We start from the raw sequence: 21,191 nt of genomic DNA, 5'->3' as shown, positions 1-21,191 counted from the left end.
ATGATCATACCACCAGACACAGCTTTCTACCGCGAGCAAGCAGCTCTCCACACCACCCTTCCGCCGCCAGCCCTCAGCAGGACTTGGCGTGGAAGGAGAACACATGCAGGAAGGTCCGGGCGATGATCGCCAGATCCAGGGAGAAAGACCAGTTCTGGCAGTACTCGATGTCCGAGGTCACGCGGTGCTTGATCTCGCTGGCATCATCCACCGGGCCGCGATGTCCGCGCACCTGGGCCAGCCCCTTCCCCCCGGCTTCACCGTGTGGCGCAGCGCATACTGGCTGCACTCCATCGCAAACAGTACGTCATGCTCCGCCATGTGCGGGCGTGGGCCCACCACGGACATGTTTCCCAGCAGCACGTTCAGGAACTGCGGCATCTCATCGATGCTCAGCTTCCTCATCAGCCCGGCTGAAATGTACAGCAGCGCCTGCCATTAGGCCTCCCTGTCCATCGTCCCAAACGCCAGCCACCACTTCTCCTCCAGCTCCAAAATCGGCCCCGTCGCACGGTCCGCCATCGTCCTCGGAAAGCATGTCATCACACACCCGTAGGCGCCGCTCAGAAACACCAGCCACCACACCGCCACCTCATGTGCGCGCGGCCCCCGCCCTTCCCACACCCTCGCCACCAGCCAGCACGCAAACGCCTTGCCCGCCAGCCAGGGGATCAGGAAATACGTGCCCACCGGCAGCTTCACATTCGCCCACGGCAGCACGCAGAGGCACAGCGCCACAGTGGCAAGCGCAAGTCTGCGGAGAATGATCGGAAACGTAAAGATCCCACGGTCTCTCCCCATCCATGCCCCGGTCAAGATTCAGAGAGCTTAAGTAAACCAAGACACACCTTACCGACATCTGAACCGTCAAAAAGTGGAGTTCTTCTAACAGGAACGGATGCTTATGGCAGTTCAGAAACAGGGAAGATGGAGCAGCGTCTCAACCAATGGCGGTAGCATGATCAAATTACCTCCCCCTCGTTACAGCATGCCCGCATTGATTATGAAGCTGTCTTTTGACTCTGGTATCTCCAAGGTCGATCATGCATATTCCGCCTCCTCGGCCTCTCCCATAGCTCCCTGCTCATTTTTCGCCTTTCAAACTTCACACACCAGCACGAACCCATGAAAAAACGCATTCTCATCACTGGCGGCGCCGGTTTCCTCGGCTCTCACCTCTGCGAACGCCTGCTGGAGCAGGAAAACGAAATCATCTGCGCAGACAACCTCTTCACCGGGCGCAAGCAAAACATCGCCCACCTGCTCGATCACCCCAACTTTGAGTTCATCCGTCACGACATCACAGACCCCATCCGCGTCGAGGTGGACCAGATCTACAACCTCGCCTGCCCCGCCTCCCCTCCCCACTACCAATACAACGCCATCAAGACCATCAAGACCTCCGTCTTGGGCGCCATCAATGTCCTCGGCCTCGCCCGCCGCCTCCAGGCCCGCGTCTTCCAGGCCTCCACCTCCGAAATCTACGGCGACCCCGAAGTCCACCCCCAGCCCGAAAGCTACTGGGGCCACGTCAACACCATCGGCCCCCGCTCCTGCTATGATGAGGGCAAGCGCGTCGCCGAGACCCTTTTCTTCGACTACCACCGCCAGAACGGCGTGGACATCCGCGTCGTCCGCATCTTCAACACCTACGGCCCCCGCATGCTCCCGGACGATGGCCGCGTCGTCTCCAACTTCATCGTCCAGGCCCTCAAAGGCAACGACATCACCATCTACGGCGACGGCCAGCAGACCCGCAGCTTCTGCTATGTCGATGATCTGATCAGCGGCTTCATCAAGTTCATGGAAACAGACGACTTCACCGGCCCCGTCAACATCGGCAACCCCGGGGAGTTCACCATGCTCGAGCTCGCAGAGCTCGTCCTCCAGAAAGTCGGCGGCAAGTCCAAGATCGTATTCCGCCCCCTCCCTGCAGACGATCCCAAGCAGCGCCAGCCGGACATCTCCCTCGCCAAGCAACGCCTCGGCTGGGAGCCTAAAATCCCGTTGTCTGAAGGTCTTGACCGCACCATTGCTTACTTTGCCCAGCTTCTGGCAGGCCCGGCGGCCAAGCAGCCCCGCCCCATGAAAGCACCTCTCAAAAAACTCACCCTCAACTAATTTACCCCCCTCCAATCCCCTTATGAGAATCTGCTGCATCGGCGCCGGTTATGTCGGTGGCCCCACCATGGCGATGATCGCCGCCAAATGTCCTCACATCCGCGTCGATGTCGTGGACCTCAATGCCGAGCGCATCGCCGCCTGGAACTCCGCAGACCTCCCCGTCTATGAGCCCGGCCTCGATGATCTCGTCCAGGGCTCACGTGGCAAAAACCTCTTCTTCTCCACCGAAGTCAAAGCCGCCATCCGGGACGCAGACATCATCTTCGTCAGCGTCAACACCCCCACCAAAACCTTCGGTGTCGGTGCCCACAAGGCCGCCGACCTCCGCTTCGTTGAAGCCGTCGCCCGCACCATCGCCGAAGTCGCAGACGCCCCCAAGATCATCGTCGAAAAAAGCACCATCCCCGTCCGCACCGCAGAAGCCATCAAGACCATCCTCGCCTCCAGCGAAAAAGGCCTGCAGCACCAGGTGCTCTCCAACCCCGAGTTCCTCGCCGAAGGCACCGCCGTCGCAGACCTCACCAGCCCGGACCGCATCCTCATCGGCGGAGAGCAGACCCTCGGCGGCCTCGCTGCCATCGAAACCCTCGTCAGCGTCTATGCCAACTGGGTTCCCCGTGAGCGCATCCTCACCACCAACCTCTGGTCCTCCGAGCTCTCCAAGCTCGTCGCCAACGCCTTCCTCGCGCAGCGCATCTCCTCCATCAACAGCATCTCCGCCCTCTGCGAAAAGACCGGTGCAGACGTCGATGAAGTCGCACGCGCCATCGGCACCGACTCACGCATCGGCCCCAAGTTCCTCAAGTCCTCTGTCGGCTTCGGCGGCTCCTGCTTCCAGAAGGACGTGCTCAATCTCGTCTATCTCTGCGGCCACTTCGGCCTGCCTGAAGTCGCCGCTTACTGGGACCAGGTCATCCTCATGAACGACTGGCAGAAGCACCGCTTCGCCGAACGCGTCCTCCGCACCCTCTTCAACACCGTCACCGGCAAGCGCATCGGCGTCCTCGGCTTCGCCTTCAAAAAGGACACCAACGATACCCGCGAATCCGCCGCCATCTACGTCTGCAAGGACCTCCTCGAAGAGCGCGCCAGTCTCTCCATCTACGACCCCAAGGTCGGCTCCGCACAGATCTGCAAAGACCTCGAAATCGAAAGCGGCAGCCCCAATGTCGAGTTCGCCACCAGCGCCGCCCAGGCCGCAGCCGGCGCCCACGCACTCCTCGTGCTCACCGAGTGGGATGAGTTCCGCACCCTCGACTTTGAAGCCATCTACGACTCCATGGTCAAACCCGCCTGGATTTTCGACGGCCGCAGCCTGCTCGACCACGCAAAGCTCCGCCAGATCGGCTTCAAGGTTTACAGCATCGGCAAGCCCCTGCCCCAGGAAGCAGCCGCATAGCCGAGGCGGCCACCAGGCACGCCCTTCACGCACCCAGGCAGGCAACCCGCAGCCTGCCTGGGAGGCGTCACTCTAAAGTAGCATGCCAGCCCCTCAGCCAGGTGCCCATGCACAAAGCCCCGCTCCCTCGGGCACCCCACGCCACCCAGAAGAAAAGACACCGGGCTGCCGGATGTGCAGGCGGCGAATGACCACATCAACCGTGCGCTGCAGAGCGACCCGACGAGCCAGGACGCGCAGGAGCTGGCGGCACGCTTTGCGGTAGGACAGAGGCAGTGGCAGGCGGTGCTGACGCACCTGAACAAGATGGAGCTGAAAAAGCGCCCTGACCTGATGCTGATGAAGGCGACGGCGCTGCAATTTTCCGGCCAGGAGGATGCGGCGGTGGCATCTGCCAAGCAAATGGAGACGGCACTGCGCGAGATGGCGAAGAGTGCCACGGCGATCGGGCCGGAGGTGAGGTTTTCAATCGCGATGAGCCTTAGCCTGCAGAGGAAGTTTGATGAGGCGCTGAAACTGCTGGATCAGGGCATCCAGATCAGCCCGGAGAGCCAGGACCTGATCATGGGTTTTCTGGGGGACTGCGAGGAGCTGACGACGGGGGCAGCAGACCGGCAGAAGTATGCGACCAGCTGGGCATGAAGGAGCAGGCTGCGAAGCACCGCTCTGCCTCGCTGACGTACTTGGCGGATGCGACGGGCAAGGCTGCGGCAGTCCAGTAAACTGAGGGAAAAATGAAGGAGGCACGGCCGGGTGGCCGGGCTTTTTTGAGATGAAAACGAGGATGGAGGGGATGGGTGGCGGCGGCATGAAAGGCAGTCTAAAGCCTGCTGAACGGCGTAAGCCTTTTGGGGTCTAAAGTGCGCGCACCTTGACATTCGGGGTGAAAGCATGCCCTAAGTAGGCCCTTTTACCGATACAACCTGTTCATACGCACATGCCCAAAGCCCTGATCATTGCCGAAAAGCCCAGTGTCGCAGCGGACCTTGCCCGCGCACTTGCCAAAGCCCCCGGCATGAAGCCCTTCGTGAAAGAAAAGGACTGGTATGAGAATGACACGCATGTGATTTCTTCTGCGGTGGGTCATCTGCTGGAACTGGGGATGCCGATGGTGGACGGGAAGAAGATCGGGTGGGGATTCACAAGCCTGCCGATCATGCCGGAGCAGTTTGAGCTGAATCCGATCGAGAGCAGCGCGGACCGGTACAAGCTGCTGACGAAGCTGCTGAAGCGCAAGGACATCGACACGGTGATCAATGCGTGCGACGCCGGGCGCGAGGGGGAGCTGATCTTTCGCTACATCATGGACGCGAGCGGCTGCAAGAAGCCGGTGCAGCGGCTGTGGATGCAGTCGATGACGCAGGGTGCGATCCTGGACGCGTACAAGCATCTGAGGACGAACGAGCAGATGCTGCCGCTGGCGGACGCGGCGAAGTGCCGAAGCGAGAGCGACTGGCTGGTGGGCATCAATGGCACTCGTGCGCTGACGGCGCTGAATTCACGGCACGGGGGCTTTCGCCTGACGCCGGTGGGCCGTGTGCAGACGCCGACGCTTTCGGTGCTGGCGCAGCGGGAGCGGGACATCGCGGCGTTTGTGCCGCGCACGTATTTCGAGGCGATCGCGCTGTTTGAAGTGAAGGCCGGGCAGTATGCGGGGCGATGGATCGACGAGAGCTTCAAGAAGGACGAGAACGACGAGCACAAGAAGGCGGAACGCCTGTGGGACGAGGGCACGGCGCAGGCCATTGCAGACCGCTGCAAGGGCAAGCCAGGTGTCATCGAGCAGGTGACCAAGCCGACGCGGCAGGCGCCTCCCCTGCTCTACGATCTGACGAGCCTGCAGCGTGAGGCGAGCAACCGCTTTGGATTCTCCGCGCGGCGCACGCTGCAAATCGCGCAGGCGCTTTATGAGAAGTTCAAGGTGCTGACCTATCCGCGTACTGATTCACGTCATCTGCCGGAGGATTATCTCGGCACGGTGACGGACACGCTCAAAACGTTTGCGAGCCATGACAGCCGCAAGCAGGACGCGCTGCCGCATGAGCTGGGCACGCATGCGGCCACGGCGCTGGACAACAAATGGGTGCGGCCGAACAAGCGCATTTTCGACAGCAGCAAGGTCAGCGATCACTTTGCCATCATCCCGACGGGTCAGATCCCGCCGAAGGAGCTGCCGGAGGCGGAGCAGAAGCTCTTTGACATGGTGGCGCGGCGATTTGTGGCGGTGTTTTTCCCTGCAGCCGAGTTTGAAGTGACGACGCGCATCACGCGCGTGGGCCAGGATGCCTTCCAGAGCAATGGCAAGGTGCTGAAGGAGCCAGGCTGGCTGGCGGTGTATGGCAAGAAGGCTGCGGAAGAAGCTGCCGAAGGCGGCGAAGACGCGGCCAAGCTGCTGGTGGCCGCCAATACGGGAGACAAGGCGGAGACTCTGGATGTGGAGGTGAACGAGCACCAGACGAAGCCGCCGCCCCGCTACACGGAAGCGACGATTCTTTCGATGATGGAAGGCGCCGGCAAGCTGGTGGAAGATGAAGAGCTGGCAGAGGCGATGAGCGAGCGCGGACTGGGCACGCCTGCGACGCGCGCGGCGATCATCGAAGGCCTGATCATGGACCGGTATATCGAACGTGTGCAGCGTGATTTCCACGTGACGGCCAAGGGGCTGGCGCTCATCGAGCAGATCAGCGCGATCGGCATTGATGCGCTGAGTTCGCCTGAGATGACGGGCCAGTGGGAATACAAGCTGCGGCAGATGGAGCACCGGGAGCTGGACCGCGAAAGCTTCATGCGAGACATCCGGCACCTGACGAAGCAGGTGGTGGAAAAGACGAAGGCGTACTCGAAGGCGGCGAAGGACAAGGTGTTTCCTGAATTCAAGGCCACCTGCGGCGTGTGCGGCAGCAAGGAAGGCTACAAGCAGACGGAGGAATTTTACGGCTGCAAAAATCCGAAGTGCAAGGTGCGCGTCTTCAAGACAGTGGCCAGCCGTACGCTGAGCGATGAGGAGATTCGCACGCTGATCGAGCAGCGATTTGTGGGGCCGCTGGAGGGCTTCCGCAGCAAGAAGGGCAAGGAATTCAGCGCTGCGCTGCAGATCAAGGATGACATGAAGGTGGCCTTTGTGTTTGGTGACGGCAGCGATCCTGACAGCATCAACTGGGATGAGTGCCCGGTGATCACGGACTGCCCGGTGTGCGCGAAGAAAGGCCGCAAGGGTGAGAAGATTTACGAAACGTCTGACGCGTACCAGTGCAAGATCAACGCCACGGAGACGAGCAAGTGCAACGCGCGACTGCCCAAGAAGCTGTGCCAGAAGGACATCACGCCAGAGAATGCGCGTGAGTTCTTTGAGAACGGCAAGACCTCGCTCATCACGGGCATGATCTCCAAGCGGGGACGCCCCTTCAGCACCTTCCTGATTTGCACGCCGGGTGAAAAACGCATCATGGGCTGGGAGTTCCCGCCGCGTGAAGCGAAGCCGAAGGCCGAGAAGAAGCCGAAGAAGCCTGCCGGGGTGAGCGGGCGGTGAGAGTGATGCGGGCAGGAATGCCTGCAACGAATCTAATTGGGACTCCCATCCAGCCGATGGGAGTCTGGCGAAGTGGCAACGGCCTGGAGAAGGCTGCGCCTAGGGTGGGTGCAACGAGGGCATGCCGGCCCTGATTCTAGACTTGGCCTGATTCCACGATTTGCAGTCTACTTCTCTGATGGCATGACAAGCCTTCCCCTGCCCTGCGGCGTAAGAGCCGGAGGGGTGAGAATTCCCCCCCACTGCGCTGACTCGCAGTTGCCTCAGGGTGTAGAAGGGTTCGTTGGATTCGATGAGGCGTCGCGCTCCGTTTTTGCGCCTCGGGCCAAAAAGCTCGCGCTGGGATTCGAAGATGCTTTCCACAAACTCGCGGCTGCCCAGTGCGAGGCCATCGGTGAAGTAACGCACCCGGAGGCGCACTAGCTCCGCGGGGCTCAGCTTTCCTTTTTCCGCCAGCACGGCACGCGCAGACTCCACGCTCACACCGCGCTGCACCACTGTTTCATTCTGCGCATCCTTGATCTCACGCCCCTCCGCGTGCAGCAGGCTGCGGTAGGCTGCGGCAGCGCCCGCGCTGCGCCTGCCGTCCACTGGCTTGGCCTGAGCCTTGCACAGGCCACGCTGCGCACGCCGGCTGCCGCCGAGGGCTTCGGCGTAGCCGCACCAGCGGTAGTCTTTCGGGTCTTGGACGAGACCGGCACGCACGGGATTGAGGCTGATGTAGGTGGCCATGGTGCGCAGCGGCTCGTCTTTGCCTTCGACGAGCACGCTTTTGAAGCGGTCCATCCACAGGGTGCCGCGACGGCTGCGGCGTTTGTTGAACCAGCGGCTGAAGCATTCTTTGATTTCCTTTACGAAGAGGAAGAGATCGCAGAAGCACTTTTTGAGCGTCTCCAGCTTCTGCTCTGCCAGTACGGCCATGCCGCGCGAGCGGAAATCCGCCAGCTCATCGCGTAGCAGGCTGAGGTAGGTTTTGCTGTAGAGGATGCTGAGGTGATCGAAGAGCTTGTATTCGCCATGTAGGCCATCGAAGCGCTGGAGCCAGGTGGGGCGATGGAGCACCTCGGCGAGGAGGTGGAAGTGATTGCCCATGAGGCAGTAGGTGACGATCTTGATGCCGGAGAACTCCGCCATGCGCCAGATGATGCGACGGAGGGCTTCTTTTTCGACATCATCGAACCAGATTTCGCCGCCGCAGGTGCGAGACATGACGTGGTAGCAGTAGGGCTCCAGCGGCCCGTTGCCAAGGATACGCCTACGTCCGCCGGATCAGGAACGCGCAGCAGGGTAGAGGCCGGTTTTGGCATTCACACCGACGAGCTGCACCTCAAGCGGGAGGTGTTGGGACTGAGGAGATTGTCCGGTCTTCATGGACGCAAGTTGGACAAAAAAGGGGCGGTCATGCGATTGATGGGTTCCAAAGAGAGCTACTTTTTCTCGGCGGTCAGATCCTCGTTTTTGTTGCTGCGGCCTTTCATGCGGCCGTTTTTAGCGGGCAGGTCAAACTCCGCCCAGGCTCCGTTGGAGTAGTCAATGCGCAGGAGCTTTCCGGTGACTTTCCATTTCCCCGGAATATTGCCTGAGATCACGCTGCCGTTGCTGAGGAGCTCTTTGTCCATGGCGAAATCTCCCACTTTGAAGACCCAGCGGCCGACCAGCGCGTCCTCCGCATCAGGCTTTCCGGCGGTGTCTGTGGACTGCAGGACGCAGCGAAAACCGTAGTACGGGCGGCGCTGGGCGGGCGGGATGCCTCCGCGATTGCCGGAGAGCGCATCATCCGCCTCATAGCCGTACCAGGAGCCACCGCGTGCCACGCGGCGCTCCTTGGCATCGTCGATCCAGTCTGAGCACCACTCCCAGACGTTGCCGCCCAGGTCATGGATGCCCTGGCTGTTGGCCTGAAATGTCATCACAGGGGCCGTCGTGGCAAAGCCGTCTGAGCTGCCCTGAAAGAAGAAGTGCTTGGGAAATTTTGCCGTGAAGGCCGCATCAGCGTAGTTTCCGGAGCCGTTGGGCGGTGGCAGTGACGCGCCCCAAGGGAAGACTTTGTCAGCGGCTTTGCCCTTGGCGGCAGGCGGGCCAGCTTTTGGCTCCTTGCCCGCCAGCCCCACAGCGGTGCTCCATTCCTCATCGGTGGGCAGGCGATACGTGCGACCCTCCTTCTTGGAAAGCCAGTCGCAAAAGCCCACTGCTTCGTCCCACGACACCATCGTCACCGGCTCGCTGTCATCGGCGCTCAGGGAGACACTTTCAAACGAAACCGCTTTCCACGAGCTGCCTGCATCTGCCGAGGCGCTCGCATAGCTGGCATAGTCTCCCCGGCGTGTCTCGTGGATGCACATGAGGACGGTTGTGCCCGGCACCGGGACGAACTTCATGCCGAGGCTGTTGGTGTAGGGGCCGTCCAGGGGCGCCGCCGCTGCCGCGCCACGTGTGGCAGCCACATCATCGCCTGCATTTGCCAGGCTTTCGCGGAGCTGCTTCACATGCAGCGCGCCGTCCACATTCTGCGCCGTGGTAAGCTCATCCTGCACCTGCGCCAGCCCTTTGTCGTAGCGCTGGCGGGCGTCTGTCAGCGAAAGCTTTCGTGTGGACCGGAGCTTGGCGGCCTCAATCTTGTAGGCGGCGTAGATGTTCTTGAGGGACTCCGGCGGCGGAGCCTCTGCATCGGTGAGCAGCAGCCCCTGGTCCGTGCGCTCGATGTCGGCCTTGATCCTCACCAGAGCGTCCAGGTCCTTGCGCTTGGCGGCGGCTGCACTCTCGCGCTCCAGCGCGGGCTTCACCCGGGCATTCAGCGCCTTGATCCCCTCCTCATAAGGAATCGTCACGCTCTTGAGCACAAAGGATTCATAGCCGGCCTTCAGCGACTCCAGCCGCTGCTGCGCCTCCACAGGCAGGGCTGGCTCGGCGGCGTGCAGGCTGCATGTCAGGGCAAGTGCCAAGCTGGCGATCACGGCGCGGCGCGGCCGAAACGGGAAAAGGCTCATCCGGACACAGAACCGAATCCCAGCACGTAGTCAAAGTTCTTTGGCAGTGCACGCGTGATCACAAACGTTTGCAATCAATGCCCGGCATGGAGGGGTGGAGAATGCCTTATTCCCATTTTTTGTGAAACAGTGGATTGGGTGCCTTCACAGCCAGTAGACTGGCAGATTTAGAGCACAGCGGTTTCCTGCGCCATGCAGCTTCCTTCGCCCAAGCGCCCGACTACGAATAGATTCGCATGCCGGTGTTTTTTTGCCGCACGCTCGCCGACGGATGGGCTGGCAGCTCATTTCACGGAGATGCGATTTGCGGCGCAACTGCGCTACTTTTCTTTGGCGAGGTGGGCGTATTTGACTTTCCAGTCTTCGGGGAGGCGGACGGGGCGGCCTTCGGGCATCTGGACGAGGGCAAGGGACTGGCGGCAGGTGATGAGGAGGGCGTGGTCTTCGGCACGGCGCATTTCAAAGGAGCACCAGAAGCGGACGCGCTCGACGGTTTCGAGGCGGCCGTGGATGATGAGCTCATCGCCGAGCTTGGCGGGCTTTTTGTAGTCGATCTCAGTGCGGACGACGACGGGGAAAAGATGGGTGTGGGCCATCTCCCGGAGCTTCATGCCCATGAGGCCGGCGAGTCGGGTGCGGGCGGTCTCGATCATGCGGAGGTAGGCGATGTTGTGGACGACGCCGCCGCAGTCGGTGTCGAAGAACATGACTTCTTCGCGGGTTTCGATGGTCGGTGTTTCCTGCATGTCAGTTCAATGCGGCGCGGACGGCGGCCTCGTCGATTCCGCGCAGACCAAAGACACGGAGGACGGTGTCCTCGATGAGATTGTTGGGGCAGGAGGCACCGGCGGTGATGCCGACGGTGACGGGGCCGTCTCCGGCGAGCTTGTCGGAGTAGCTTTCCTTTTCTGCTTTGAGATGAAGGTCAAAGTGGACGATCTGCTCGAGGGATTTGAGGCAGTCGGCGGTGCGGATGAAGAAGGTGGGGAGCCGCTGCTCGCCGATTTCGACGAGGTGGGTGGTGTTGGAGCTGTTGTAGCCGCCGACGACGAGCAAGACATCGAGAGGCTGCTTGAGCAGACCGAAGAGGGAGTCCTGACGCTCCTGGGTGGCGCCGCAGATGGTGTCGAAGACCTGAAAATTAGTGACGCCAGCCTCGGGGCCATGGCGGTCGAGCACGGCCTGGCGGAGGCGGCGCTGGACTTCCTCGGTCTCTGACTTGAGCATGGTGGTCTGATTGGCGACGCCGATGCGGGTGAGGTGGAGATCGGGATCGAAACCGTCGGAATGAGCGCCGGCGGGAAAGCGCTTCAGGAAGGCCTCTTTGTCACCGCCGTTGCGGATGTAGTCGCAGACGTAGTCAACGTCTGAGAGGGTGAGGACGACGAGGTAGTTGCCCATGCCGTCGTCTCCCATGGCGCGGGAGGAGGTGGCGCGTGTTTCCTCGTGGCTGGCCTTGCCGTGAATGATGGAGGTGTAGCCGGTTTTGGCGTACTGGCGGACGCGCTTCCAGACGCTCATGACGTCGCCACAGGTGGTGTCCACGACCATGCAGCCGCGGGCGGCGATGAGCTTCATGAGGCGGGTTTCGGCACCGAAGGCGGGGACGATGACGACGTCCTCCGGCGTCAGGGTGGCGACGGTGGCCTCATGCTCGGCATTGGGGATGCTGACGACGCCCATTTCCGTGAGCTGGCGGTTGACCTCCTGATTGTGGATGATCTCTCCGAGGAGGAAGACGCGGCGGTCGGCGAAGACTTTGCGGGCGGCGTAGGCGAGGTCGATGGCGCGCTCGACACCGTAGCAGAAGCCGAAGTCACGGGCGAGGCGGATGGTGGTGTTTCCGATCTGGACGACGCTGCCTTTGGCGCGAATCTGCTCGACGATGTGACTGCGGTAGTGGGTCTCCACCTCGGCCTGCACGCGCTCCATGACCTCCGGGGTGCGAACGTTCACACGACGGGCGGCTGGAGCAGGTGCAGACATGAGATGAGATGGGGTGGGGTGGATCAGTAGTACATCTTGCCTTTGGCGGCGTCTTCAAAGACCTTGTTGCTCATCATGTAGGAGTCAGGCGGGTCGGCGAGGCTGCTGTCATCGAGAACGGGGAGGGTCTTGCCGATGGTGGCGTCTTCGGGCTGTGAGGAGGCGATGTTGAGCGGGGTGCCGGAGCGGACCATGCTGAAGATCTTCTGGGCGGACTTGATGGGGAGACGGACGCAGCCGTGGGTGCAGGGGTAGGGCTTGACCCAGCCCCAGTGCATGCCGTAGGCGGACTTGAACTCCATCCAGAAGGTCATCGGATAGCCAGCGCCGGGGCTGCTGGCACGACGGCGGTTGGCCACCTTGCTGTAGATGGTGAAATTGCCGGTGGGCGTCGGGCTGCTGGCGGTGCCGACGGAGCACGGGGTGGCGAGGAGGACTTCGTTGCCTTCCATGACGTAGACGCGCTGGGCGCCGGTGCTGAGCTTGACGCGGACGTTGGCAGGGTTTTTGACGGCCTTGGCAGGAGGATCAAAATTGAGGGAGTAGTTGCCTTTCTTGGCGGTGGCGCAGTTGCTGAGGGCCAGGGCGAGTCCAGCAAAGGCAAGCGCCTTGAGGGAGCGGCGGAGGACGATGAGATTGGAATTCATAGAGGGTGGGCATTTAGCACACGATCGCCCCTGCTCCACCGTTTTTCTTTGTGGATGATCCGCTTGCATAGAAAGCGAAACTTTGTCCACGTTGCGGCGTTGTATCGCCCCACATGCCCTCCCCTACCCTGATCGATGTCCTCGTACGCACGGCCGCCAGCGCCGGGTGCGAGGAGCCCACACGGCTGCGCCACGCCCTGGAAGTGGCCTCTGACAACCGACAGCCGCTGATGGACGCGGTGGTGGACAGCAGCATGGTGGATGAAGACAAGTTCTTTGCCCAGCTGGCGTCTGGCCTGGGCATGCCGTATGCGGAGGATGGTGCCGGAGATGCTGCGGAGGGGCTGAGGAACAACTTCCCTGCGAAGCTGGCGCTGAGACACCGCATCTGCCCGCTGCATGTGGCGAATGGCGAGGCGACGATCCTGACGTACAACCCCTTTGACCTGAGCGCGAGGCAGGCGGTGGGCCAGGAGCTGAGGAAACGGGTGCACTGGCAGATCGCCCCGCGGCACCGCATCCTGGAGGCGCTGCACCAGGGCTACGGCGTGGGTGCGGAAAACTTTGAGGAGCTGCTGGAGGGCCGGGAGGGCGGTGACGAGCACGATGACCTGAAGCAGGAGACGACGGTGCTGGACGAGGCGGACGAGGAGGCCACGGTGCTGAACTTTGTGAACCAGATCTTCCGTGAGGCGCTGAAGGAGCGTGCCACGGACATTCATGTGGAGCCGCTGGAGCGCGACCTGCGCATACGCTACCGTGTGGACGGCAAGCTGCTGGAGGTGCCGGTGCCGCCGAACATGCGGCTGCTGCAGGCGTCGCTGATTTCGCGCCTGAAGATCATGGCGCATCTGGACATCGCCGAGCGGCGGCTGCCGCAGGACGGACGCATCAATCTGGAGCTGGATGGCGAGCCGATCGACGTGCGTGTGGCGACGATCCCGAGCGTGAACGGGGAGTCTGTGGCGCTGCGACTGCTGACGCGCAAAAAGTTTGACCTGCAGGCCATCGGGCTGGACCCGGCGACGGAGGCGACGATCCGCAAGCTGCTGGCGGCGCCGAACGGGATCATCCTGGTGACGGGGCCCACGGGTTCTGGCAAATCGTCCACGCTGTACACGTTCCTGAAGGAGCTGAACACGAAGGAGCGCCGGATCGTGACGATCGAGGACCCGGTGGAAAACAAGCTGGACGGGATCATCCAGATCGCGGTGAAGCCGGAGATCGACCTGACGTTTGCGGCCGGGCTGCGGAGCATTCTGCGCGGCGACCCGAACGTGATCATGGTGGGGGAAATGCGCGACCAGGAGACGGTGGAGATCGCCATCCGCGGCGCGCTCACGGGCCACCTTGTGTTCTCCACGCTGCATACGAACGACGCCGTCAGCGGCATTTCCCGTCTGATCGACATGGGGATCGAGCCGTTCATGATTTCGTCTTCGGTGCGCGCCTTCCAGGCCCAGCGGCTGGTGCGTACGCTGTGCGGATTGTGCAAGCAGCCGGCGCACCATGAGGAAAGCCACCTGCGCAGCATTGGCTTCCCGCTGGAATGGAAGGACAAGCTGTTTCAACCTGTGGGCTGCCGTGCGTGCCGCAACACGGGTTTCTCCGGACGTCTGGCGATCATGGAAATCTGCCTGATGACGGAAGCCCTGCAGGACAAGATCAACAAACGGGCCGACACCATGGAACTCAAGGCGCAGGCGCTGAAAGACGGCATGGTGCCGATGAGGCAGTATGGCTTCCGCAAGGCGTCGGAAGGGGTGACGACGATCGAGGAGGTGATGACCGTGACGGCAGCGACGGAGTAGCAGTGTTGCCAAACCACTCCAAATTCTGTATTCTCCCTCCATGATTCTCGAAGACAATCCACCTGTAGCCTCACTGCTCAAACAGCTCACGGCCGACCAGAAATGGCAGGCTTTCCAGCTTCTATGGCAGGATGTGGTCAAAGATCACGCAGAGGAGATCGAGCCACCGGCATGGCATGAAAACGTTCTTCGTGAACGCCTCGAAAAAATCAAAAGTGGCAAAGCGGTCTGGCATGATCTGGACCAGGCATTTGATGATTTGCGGAAAGAGCTGGCATGAATGTCACCCTCGAAGAAGATGCCAAACAAGACCTGCGTGACAGCTTTCACTTTTACGAGGAGGACGAGCCTGGAGCCGGCTGGCACTTCCTCGACAAAATGCAAGCAGAGCTTCAAACTCTGGGCGGCTTTGGCGGAGTTCATCGTCAGCGCTTTGGCTTTTACTTTTACGCCTCCAGACGTTTCCCACACGGTGTCTATTACCGGATCGAGGACGACACCGTTCAGATAGCCGCCATCCTCGACAGCCGTCGCGACCCCAAGCTAATCCGCAAAATTCTTCGCCAGCGCTGATACCCATGCCCGCCTTCAACTACACCGCCCTTACCGCCACCGGACAGACGATCACCGGCTCGATCACGGTGGGATCGCGTGCGGAGGCGTTTCGGAAGATCGAGTCGCAGGCGCTGACGCCTGTGAAGGTGACGCAGGAGGAGAAGGCGGGGGCGGCGAAGGCGAAGGCTGAGGTGGATGCGGGACCTGTGAAGCTGAAGCGCGCGCAGCTGATCCTTTTCACCGAGGAGCTGGCGGATCTGCTGGACGGGGGGCTGCAAATTGACCAGGCGTTTCGGGTGATGCAGGAGCGGCAGGAGTCGGGGGTGCTGAGGCAGATCTCCGCGACGATGCGCAATGAGCTGCGGGAGGGCTCGTCTGTGGCGAAGGCGCTGAGGAAGGCGTCTCCAAGCTTTGATGATTTGTACTGCAACCTGGCAGCGGCGGGCGAGGTGAGCGGATCGCTGCCGAGCATCCTGCGCCGGCTGGCGAACAACCTGGCGGTGATGGCGGAGCTGCAGTCGAAGGTGACGCAGGCGATGATCTACCCGGCGTTCCTGATCGGCGCGTGCGTGGTGCTGATGGTGGTGTTCATGACATTCATGGTGCCGCAGATCATGGACCTGATGGGCAAGAACGGGCAGAAGCTGCCGGCGGCGACGCAGCTGCTGATCAGCTTCAACCACTTCATGGGGCAGTGGTGGTGGGTGATCGGCATTATTTTGACCGCCGCCGTGCTGACTTTCCGCGGCTACATCTCCAGCCCGGCGGGGCGGATGTGGTGGGACGGGACGAAGCTGAACCTGCCGCTGTTTGGCCCGATCATGAGCATGCGCTTTTACGCGCAATTTGCGCATTCGCTGGGCAGCCTGATCACCAACGGGGTGCCGCTGCTCAACAGCATCCGGCTGGTGTCAAAGATCTCGGCCAATGTGTTCATCCAGTCTCTGCTGGCGAAGGTGACCACGCTGGTGTCCGAAGGGGCGCCGCTTTCGAATGCGCTGCGCAAGGTGGGGAGCTTTCCGCTGCTGCTGGCGGACATGATCGCGGTGGGAGAGCAGACCGGACAGCTGGGCAAGTCGATGGAAAAATGCGCGATCCGCTACGACAAGGAGCTGGACAAGCGGATCAAACGCATGACATCGATGATTACGCCGGTCATTCTGATCGTCATGGCGGTGATGGTGGGCACGGTGGCATACTCGATTGTGGCGGCGATCGCCCAGAGCGTCACGGGCATCCGCAGCAGCGGCTAAGATGGCGCAACCAACCGTATTTCTTTCTGTTCATAACTGCAAAAAACCTGTTCAATCCGAACCATCATGAAAATCCAAACACCTCGCACCCAAGCACGCACCGCCGCCGCCTTCACGCTGATCGAAATCGTGATCACGCTGACCATCATCGCGATCCTGGCGGGTGGCTCGATGATGATGTATTCCAGCCTGATCGACACGGCGAAGGACTCGCGTGTGAGCGCGGACATGGACAAAATAGCGCTGGCGCTGCAGTCCTATGAAGGGCGGGCGCTGCGGGTGCCGACCACAGAACAGGGACTGGAGGCGCTGGTGGAAATGCCGACGCTGGAGCCGAAGCCTGAGAACTACCGCCCCTTCATGGAAGAGCTGCCGAAAGACCCCTGGGGCCAGCCGTACAAGTACCGCTTCCCGGCGCAGAAGTCGAAGAAGTCGTATGACCTGTGGACGGTGGGGCCGGACGGTGCCGACGGCACGGACGACGACATCGGCAACTGGAAGAAAGCTGCGGCCAAGTAAGCCATGAAACCTGCATGCCGTAGCATGAAGAGCTGCCATGACGTGGGTGAGAGCCTCACCGCATGTCAGGGCGGCCTCATCCGGCAGCGGGCGGAGGCCTGCGCGCGGGGATTTACGCTGGTGGAGATCGTCATCGCGCTGACTATTGTGGCCGTGCTGGCCGCGGCGTCGATGCCGATGCTGAAGGGCTTTCAGGAGGAGCGTGTGGCGCGCGAGCCCGTGACGGCGCTGCTGAAGCTGGCGCGTGAGGCGCGGCTGCGAGCGATGCAGGAGAAGCGGCCCTACCAGGTGGCTTTTCATGCCACAGGGTTTACCGCATCGCGGTATTTCAACCCCTACCTGCAGCTGGAGCAGCTGAACGAATTTCTCGAATCCGGCGAAGAGGCCCCTGCGGTGCAAAGCACGATGCAGGAGGGTGAGAAAACAGACATCGACAGCGGAGGCGGCTCGAACAAGACGACGGACCTGCCGATCGCGCCGCCGCCGCCGAAGTATGACGAGCACTGGTCTGAAGAGTACAAACTGCCGCAGGAGGTGAAGTACACGATCCAGCACTGGTATGATGCGGAACCGACCACGATCGAGGGAGAAGCGGTGAAGCTGTGGGTGTTTCAGCCCAGCGGGGTGTGCCAGCCGCTGAAGGTCCATGTGGAAGGCCCGGCCTCGACGTTTGACGTGGAGTTTGCGGCGCTGACTGCAGACATTGTGAAGGAGACCGTGGACCTGCGATGAAAGCGAATCTCCATGCCAGACGACGCCCGGCTTGGCGGGGCTTTATCCTGTTTGAGCTGGTGCTGGCGCTGACGATTTTTTCGATCGCGGTACTGGGGCTTGTGAAGGCGCTGAACATGACGCTGCAGACGGCGAACCTGCTGAGGAGGGACCAGCTCATCCGGATCGGGATGCGCAATGTGTTTGAAGAGCTGAGGAACAAACCGCTGGCCAAGATGAGCACAACGATCACGGACACGACGTTTGGGATCACTTACACAAGCAGCACGGAAGCGCTTTCGCTGAAGACGACGAACGGCGGCGTCTTGAGCGACATGTACAAACTCACCATCCATGCGACCTCGTCATTCGACGGGGTGGCGCAGGAGGACACTCTGGAGGTCTATGTTTACAAGCCAGCGCAGTCCTAGACGAAGCGGCGGCTTCACACTGATCGAGGTGGTGATCGGAATCACGATCCTGTCGATGATCACGGCGACGCTGTTTGCGGTGATCCGGGGCTCGATGCTGGCGACGACGGAGATCGAGCGCACGCAGCGTGAGAGCGACTCGATGAACCGGTACATTGAGCTGTGCCGGCGGACGTTTGCGACGCTGCCGAGCACGGCCACGCTGACGCTGAAAATCACGCAGGGCACGGAGCCGGTGATCCAGGAGCTGACGATCGCGGGCTCTCCGGACTGCTTTCCGTTTGGAGGCAACCCGATCACCTCGAAGGACACGATCCTGAGCCTGCGCCCGTACCCGGAAGCGGTGGTGGACGACAACCAGAAGCCGCTGAACTACCTGAGCCTTTCGCGCGAGGATCTGATCCCGAAGACAGAGGACCTGAAGTCGGGCATCCAGCAGTCCACGACGGGGATCTATGCGCCGGACACGGAGGGGCGGTACTGGATGCCGCTGCTGCCGGACGTGGTGTCGTTCAAGTGGAGGTTTTACGTCGAGAAGGAGGAGACGTGGTATGAGGAATGGAGCAAGTCGAAATGGCCGGACCTCATCGAGGGCCAACTGGTGATGAAAAACCGGACGCTGCCGGTGCGGATGGTCTTCAGCCTGCCTGTGCTGAACCTGGTGGCAGGCCGTGCGCCGTCCAACACGAACAACAACAACGGCAACAATAACAACAACCAGCAGGGCGGCGGGGGGAACACCAACGGACAGGGAGGCCAAGGTGGCGGACGTGGTGGCCCCGGTGGGCCGGGCGGACCTGGAGGCGGAGGTCGTGGCGGCCCCGGGGGACCTGGAGGCCCAGGCGGGCCCGGGGGACCTGGCGGTGGCGGATTTCCTGGCGGCGGACCTCCCGGAGGTGGCTTCCCAGGTGGCGGACCTCCCGGCGGCGGCGGTGGTGGAGGTGCACCTCCCGGCCCATGAAGACCTACCCTCCATCTTTTGACCGCAGAAAGCCTGCAGCCAGTGCGCGGGGCTCTGCGCTCATGCTGATGATCTGGGCGATCCTGCTCATGTCTGTGACGATCATGGGCGTGGTGGAGTACATCAGCTACAGCGCCGAGGAATCCAAGCAGGCGGCTTATGATTTCCGGGCGCTGCATCTGGCGGAGAGCGGCATCGCAGTGGGCCTGAACCCCAGCACGCGGAGGGGTGACATCGTGATGAAGCAGAAAGTGGGGCCTGACAGCGGGTTTGACGTGGTGATCAACTACGAGGGAGCGCGGATCCCGATCAACTACATCACGGACGAGCGGCTGAGGGAGGCGATCTACAACCTTTTCATTTACTGGCAGCTGAATGCGGAGGACGCGGGGGTGGCGGCGGACTCTCTGGCAGACTGGGTGGACAATGACAGCACGCAGCGTGCGAACGGTGCGGAGGCGGAGTATTACAAGAGCCTGGGCATCTACGACGCGCCGCGCAACCAGGGCTTCATCCGGGTGGAGGAAATGATCCTGGTGCGCGGGATGGACGCGGTGGACCGCAAGAAGCCGGACTGGCGGAACTTTTTCAGCATCTACGGAGAGGGGCAGATCGACCTGCGGACGGTTTTCAAGGATGTGCTGCTGGCCATCACGGGGGCGTCTGAAAACGATGTGCAGCGCTTCATCACCGAGCGTGACGGCGGGGACGGCATTCCAGGCACGGAGGATGACCGCCGGATCCGCGCGCCGGAGGCCTACCAGATTCTGGGGCTGAACGGGGACCGGCTGAATGCGGTGAGCGGCATCGTGAATGACAGCGACACGACGCTGAGGCGCATCACGAGCATCGGGTGGGTGGGGACGAAGCGCTCCAAGATCACCCTGGTGACCCGCCGTGATCAGACGACGGGAGCGGTGACCTACCTCGGGCGGATCGAGGAGTAAAAAAACTCGACAATCCAAGCATCACCCGACATTCGATATTCGTCATTCAATACCGCAACTTCCCAAGCAATCGCGCGTTTTACCCAGCCCTCAACGAATGTCACTCACCGCCACCACCCTGCTCCTCCCCGCTCCTGATGCCTCCTGGCGTGTGTGGAAGCCGCGTGCGACCTCCAGCGCGGAGACGGTGGAGAGCCCGGCGGAGGCCACGCATGTGAGCAAGCCGCTGGTGATCGGGCTGCCGGCGTCGGCGTGCCGGACGCTGGGGCTGATCCTGCCGCAGACGGACAGCGAGCTGCTGGAGCAGATCATCACGACGCAGCTGGAACGGCGTGGCTTCAAGCTGGAGCAGGACGCGGTGGGCCGGAACTACCGCTGGCACCTGCTGGGGCAGAACGGCGGGCTGGCCATCATCAGCGTGGACATCCTGGCGGAGCCTTTTCCGGAGGCGCTGGCGGCCTCCCACGCGAGCGACTACACGGCAGCGCTGAGGCTGGCGCAGCTGCCTGCAGGGCACATCGTCATCGCAGAGGAACAGGGGGACCTGGTGCTGGCCGCGAGCCATCAGGGCAGGCTGTACCACAGCCATATTTTTGCCAAGACGCCTGCCGCCGAAGATGCGCTGGCTCTGGAGATCACGCTGGCGCGGCTGACGCTGGAGTCGGAGCTCGGCACCGGCGCGATCGAGGGTGTGGCGCTGGTGGGGGAAAATTTTGACCGTGGGCTGACCACGCGCCTGAGCTCAGCGCTGGAGATGCCGGTGCGCATCCTCGCAGACCTGCCGCCGAACGGCAGCCTGGACACGCGGACGTGGACGAAGATGCTGCCGGCCGGGGTGCGTGACGCGATCAGCGCCAGCACACGGCGTGCGAAGATGATCCGCTGGCTGACGCTGGGCGGGATGCTGTATGCCTCGCTGGCCTTTCTGGCGTTTGCCTACCTGCACCTGCAGGAGAAGCGCGCGGCAAAGCTGGCGGAGGAAGTGGAGGAGACCAGCGAGCCAGCGGCGGCGGTGCGCAAGGCGAATGAGCGGTGGAAGGTGCTGGCGCCAGCGATCGAACAGCAGCGCTACCCGCTGTTTCTGCTGGGGGAGATCAACCGCATCATGCCCGCAAGCGGGATCGTAATCCGCAAATTTGAAGTGAAGGGCAAGGAGATCGACATCCGCGGAGAGGCGCGCGACGCGCAGCTGGCGTTTCAGTTCATCGAAGACTTCAAGAAGAACCGCGTCCTGAGCCGCTATGTGTGGACGAACCCCCGGCCCGAAGTCAAAGGGACCACGGCGAGCTTCCGGGCACAGGGCAAGCTGCCGTAAACAAACCTCCCCCCTT

At 61.9% G+C, this 21,191-nt stretch carries 20 protein-coding genes and 1 pseudogene; 14 read left to right on the top strand and 7 right to left on the bottom strand.

Features of this window, described 5'->3' with window-relative positions; all coding sequences use genetic code 11:
* Positions 1–73: 73 nt before the first annotated feature.
* Positions 74–348: pseudogene (locus ACZ5WW_RS24545) on the bottom strand (sugar transferase).
* Between the two features lie 90 nt (positions 349–438).
* Positions 439–801: a hypothetical protein gene (locus ACZ5WW_RS24540; RefSeq protein WP_377163930.1), complete on the bottom strand. Its 363-nt coding sequence runs from the start codon at positions 799–801 to the stop codon at positions 439–441.
* Between the two features lie 324 nt (positions 802–1,125).
* Between ACZ5WW_RS24540 and ACZ5WW_RS24535 the strand changes: the two genes are divergently transcribed.
* From ACZ5WW_RS24535 to ACZ5WW_RS24520, 4 genes are all read left to right on the top strand, one after another.
* On the top strand, positions 1,126–2,121 hold the full coding sequence (locus tag ACZ5WW_RS24535; protein ID WP_377163926.1) for a UDP-glucuronic acid decarboxylase family protein: 996 nt from the start codon (positions 1,126–1,128) through the stop codon (positions 2,119–2,121).
* Between the two features lie 22 nt (positions 2,122–2,143).
* Positions 2,144–3,523, top strand: a complete 1,380-nt coding sequence (locus tag ACZ5WW_RS24530; RefSeq protein WP_377163924.1) for a UDP-glucose 6-dehydrogenase — start codon at positions 2,144–2,146, stop codon at positions 3,521–3,523.
* A gap of 174 nt (positions 3,524–3,697) precedes the next feature.
* Positions 3,698–4,165 (top strand): tetratricopeptide repeat protein, encoded by a 468-nt coding sequence (locus tag ACZ5WW_RS24525; protein ID WP_377163922.1) that lies wholly within the window; start codon positions 3,698–3,700, stop codon positions 4,163–4,165.
* 295 nt (positions 4,166–4,460) lie between these two features.
* Positions 4,461–7,052, top strand: coding sequence for a DNA topoisomerase III (locus ACZ5WW_RS24520; protein WP_377163920.1), 2,592 nt, complete (start codon positions 4,461–4,463; stop codon positions 7,050–7,052).
* A 99-nt stretch (positions 7,053–7,151) separates the two neighbouring features.
* Here ACZ5WW_RS24520 and ACZ5WW_RS24515 read toward each other — a convergent pair whose 3' ends face one another.
* The 5 genes from ACZ5WW_RS24515 to ACZ5WW_RS24495 all read right to left on the bottom strand — a co-directional run bounded on the left by ACZ5WW_RS24515 (position 7,152) and on the right by ACZ5WW_RS24495 (position 12,672).
* Positions 7,152–8,261, bottom strand: coding sequence for a transposase (locus ACZ5WW_RS24515; protein ID WP_377163918.1), 1,110 nt, complete (start codon positions 8,259–8,261; stop codon positions 7,152–7,154).
* Positions 8,262–8,479: 218 nt separating this feature from the next.
* Positions 8,480–10,006, bottom strand: coding sequence for a formylglycine-generating enzyme family protein (locus tag ACZ5WW_RS24510; protein WP_464694197.1), 1,527 nt, complete (start codon positions 10,004–10,006; stop codon positions 8,480–8,482).
* Between the two features lie 353 nt (positions 10,007–10,359).
* Positions 10,360–10,785: an acyl-CoA thioesterase gene (locus ACZ5WW_RS24505; protein ID WP_377163914.1), complete on the bottom strand. Its 426-nt coding sequence runs from the start codon at positions 10,783–10,785 to the stop codon at positions 10,360–10,362.
* A 1-nt stretch (position 10,786) separates the two neighbouring features.
* Positions 10,787–12,025, bottom strand: a complete 1,239-nt coding sequence (locus ACZ5WW_RS24500) for a 4-hydroxy-3-methylbut-2-enyl diphosphate reductase (RefSeq protein WP_377163912.1) — start codon at positions 12,023–12,025, stop codon at positions 10,787–10,789.
* Between the two features lie 23 nt (positions 12,026–12,048).
* On the bottom strand, positions 12,049–12,672 hold the full coding sequence (locus tag ACZ5WW_RS24495) for a L,D-transpeptidase (protein WP_377163910.1): 624 nt from the start codon (positions 12,670–12,672) through the stop codon (positions 12,049–12,051).
* A gap of 113 nt (positions 12,673–12,785) precedes the next feature.
* Between ACZ5WW_RS24495 and ACZ5WW_RS24490 the strand changes: the two genes are divergently transcribed.
* The 10 genes from ACZ5WW_RS24490 to ACZ5WW_RS24445 all read left to right on the top strand — a co-directional run bounded on the left by ACZ5WW_RS24490 (position 12,786) and on the right by ACZ5WW_RS24445 (position 21,175).
* A complete protein-coding gene (locus ACZ5WW_RS24490) occupies positions 12,786–14,483 on the top strand; it encodes a GspE/PulE family protein (RefSeq protein WP_377163908.1) in 1,698 nt (565 codons plus the stop codon).
* A gap of 40 nt (positions 14,484–14,523) precedes the next feature.
* A complete protein-coding gene (locus ACZ5WW_RS24485) occupies positions 14,524–14,763 on the top strand; it encodes an addiction module protein (protein ID WP_377163906.1) in 240 nt (79 codons plus the stop codon).
* On the top strand, positions 14,760–15,056 hold the full coding sequence (locus tag ACZ5WW_RS24480) for a type II toxin-antitoxin system RelE/ParE family toxin (protein WP_377163904.1): 297 nt from the start codon (positions 14,760–14,762) through the stop codon (positions 15,054–15,056). Before ACZ5WW_RS24485 ends, ACZ5WW_RS24480 begins: the two co-directional genes overlap by 4 nt.
* 5 nt (positions 15,057–15,061) lie before the next feature.
* Positions 15,062–16,291 (top strand): type II secretion system F family protein, encoded by a 1,230-nt coding sequence (locus tag ACZ5WW_RS24475; RefSeq protein ID WP_377163902.1) that lies wholly within the window; start codon positions 15,062–15,064, stop codon positions 16,289–16,291.
* Positions 16,292–16,357: 66 nt separating this feature from the next.
* Positions 16,358–16,810 carry a type II secretion system major pseudopilin GspG gene (gene gspG / locus ACZ5WW_RS24470; RefSeq protein ID WP_377163900.1) on the top strand — a complete coding sequence of 151 codons (453 nt, stop codon included), beginning with the start codon at positions 16,358–16,360 and terminating at the stop codon, positions 16,808–16,810.
* Positions 16,811–16,834: 24 nt separating this feature from the next.
* A complete protein-coding gene (locus ACZ5WW_RS24465) occupies positions 16,835–17,542 on the top strand; it encodes a pilus assembly FimT family protein (protein ID WP_377163898.1) in 708 nt (235 codons plus the stop codon).
* On the top strand, positions 17,539–17,952 hold the full coding sequence (locus ACZ5WW_RS24460) for a type IV pilus modification PilV family protein (RefSeq protein WP_377163896.1): 414 nt from the start codon (positions 17,539–17,541) through the stop codon (positions 17,950–17,952). Before ACZ5WW_RS24465 ends, ACZ5WW_RS24460 begins: the two co-directional genes overlap by 4 nt.
* Complete coding sequence (locus ACZ5WW_RS24455; RefSeq protein ID WP_377163894.1) at positions 17,927–18,913, top strand: PulJ/GspJ family protein; 987 nt, start codon at positions 17,927–17,929, stop codon at positions 18,911–18,913. The genes ACZ5WW_RS24460 and ACZ5WW_RS24455 overlap by 26 nt, the downstream gene beginning before the upstream one ends.
* A complete protein-coding gene (locus tag ACZ5WW_RS24450; RefSeq protein WP_377163892.1) occupies positions 18,910–19,860 on the top strand; it encodes a type II secretion system minor pseudopilin in 951 nt (316 codons plus the stop codon). Before ACZ5WW_RS24455 ends, ACZ5WW_RS24450 begins: the two co-directional genes overlap by 4 nt.
* 97 nt (positions 19,861–19,957) lie before the next feature.
* The gene (locus ACZ5WW_RS24445; protein WP_377163890.1) at positions 19,958–21,175 is read left to right on the top strand and encodes a hypothetical protein; all 1,218 of its coding nucleotides are present in this window, start codon (positions 19,958–19,960) and stop codon (positions 21,173–21,175) included.
* Positions 21,176–21,191: the final 16 nt, after the last annotated feature.

The sequence above is a fragment of the Prosthecobacter fluviatilis genome (assembly GCF_055388355.1).
This window is presented reverse-complemented; position numbering and strand designations above follow the sequence as displayed.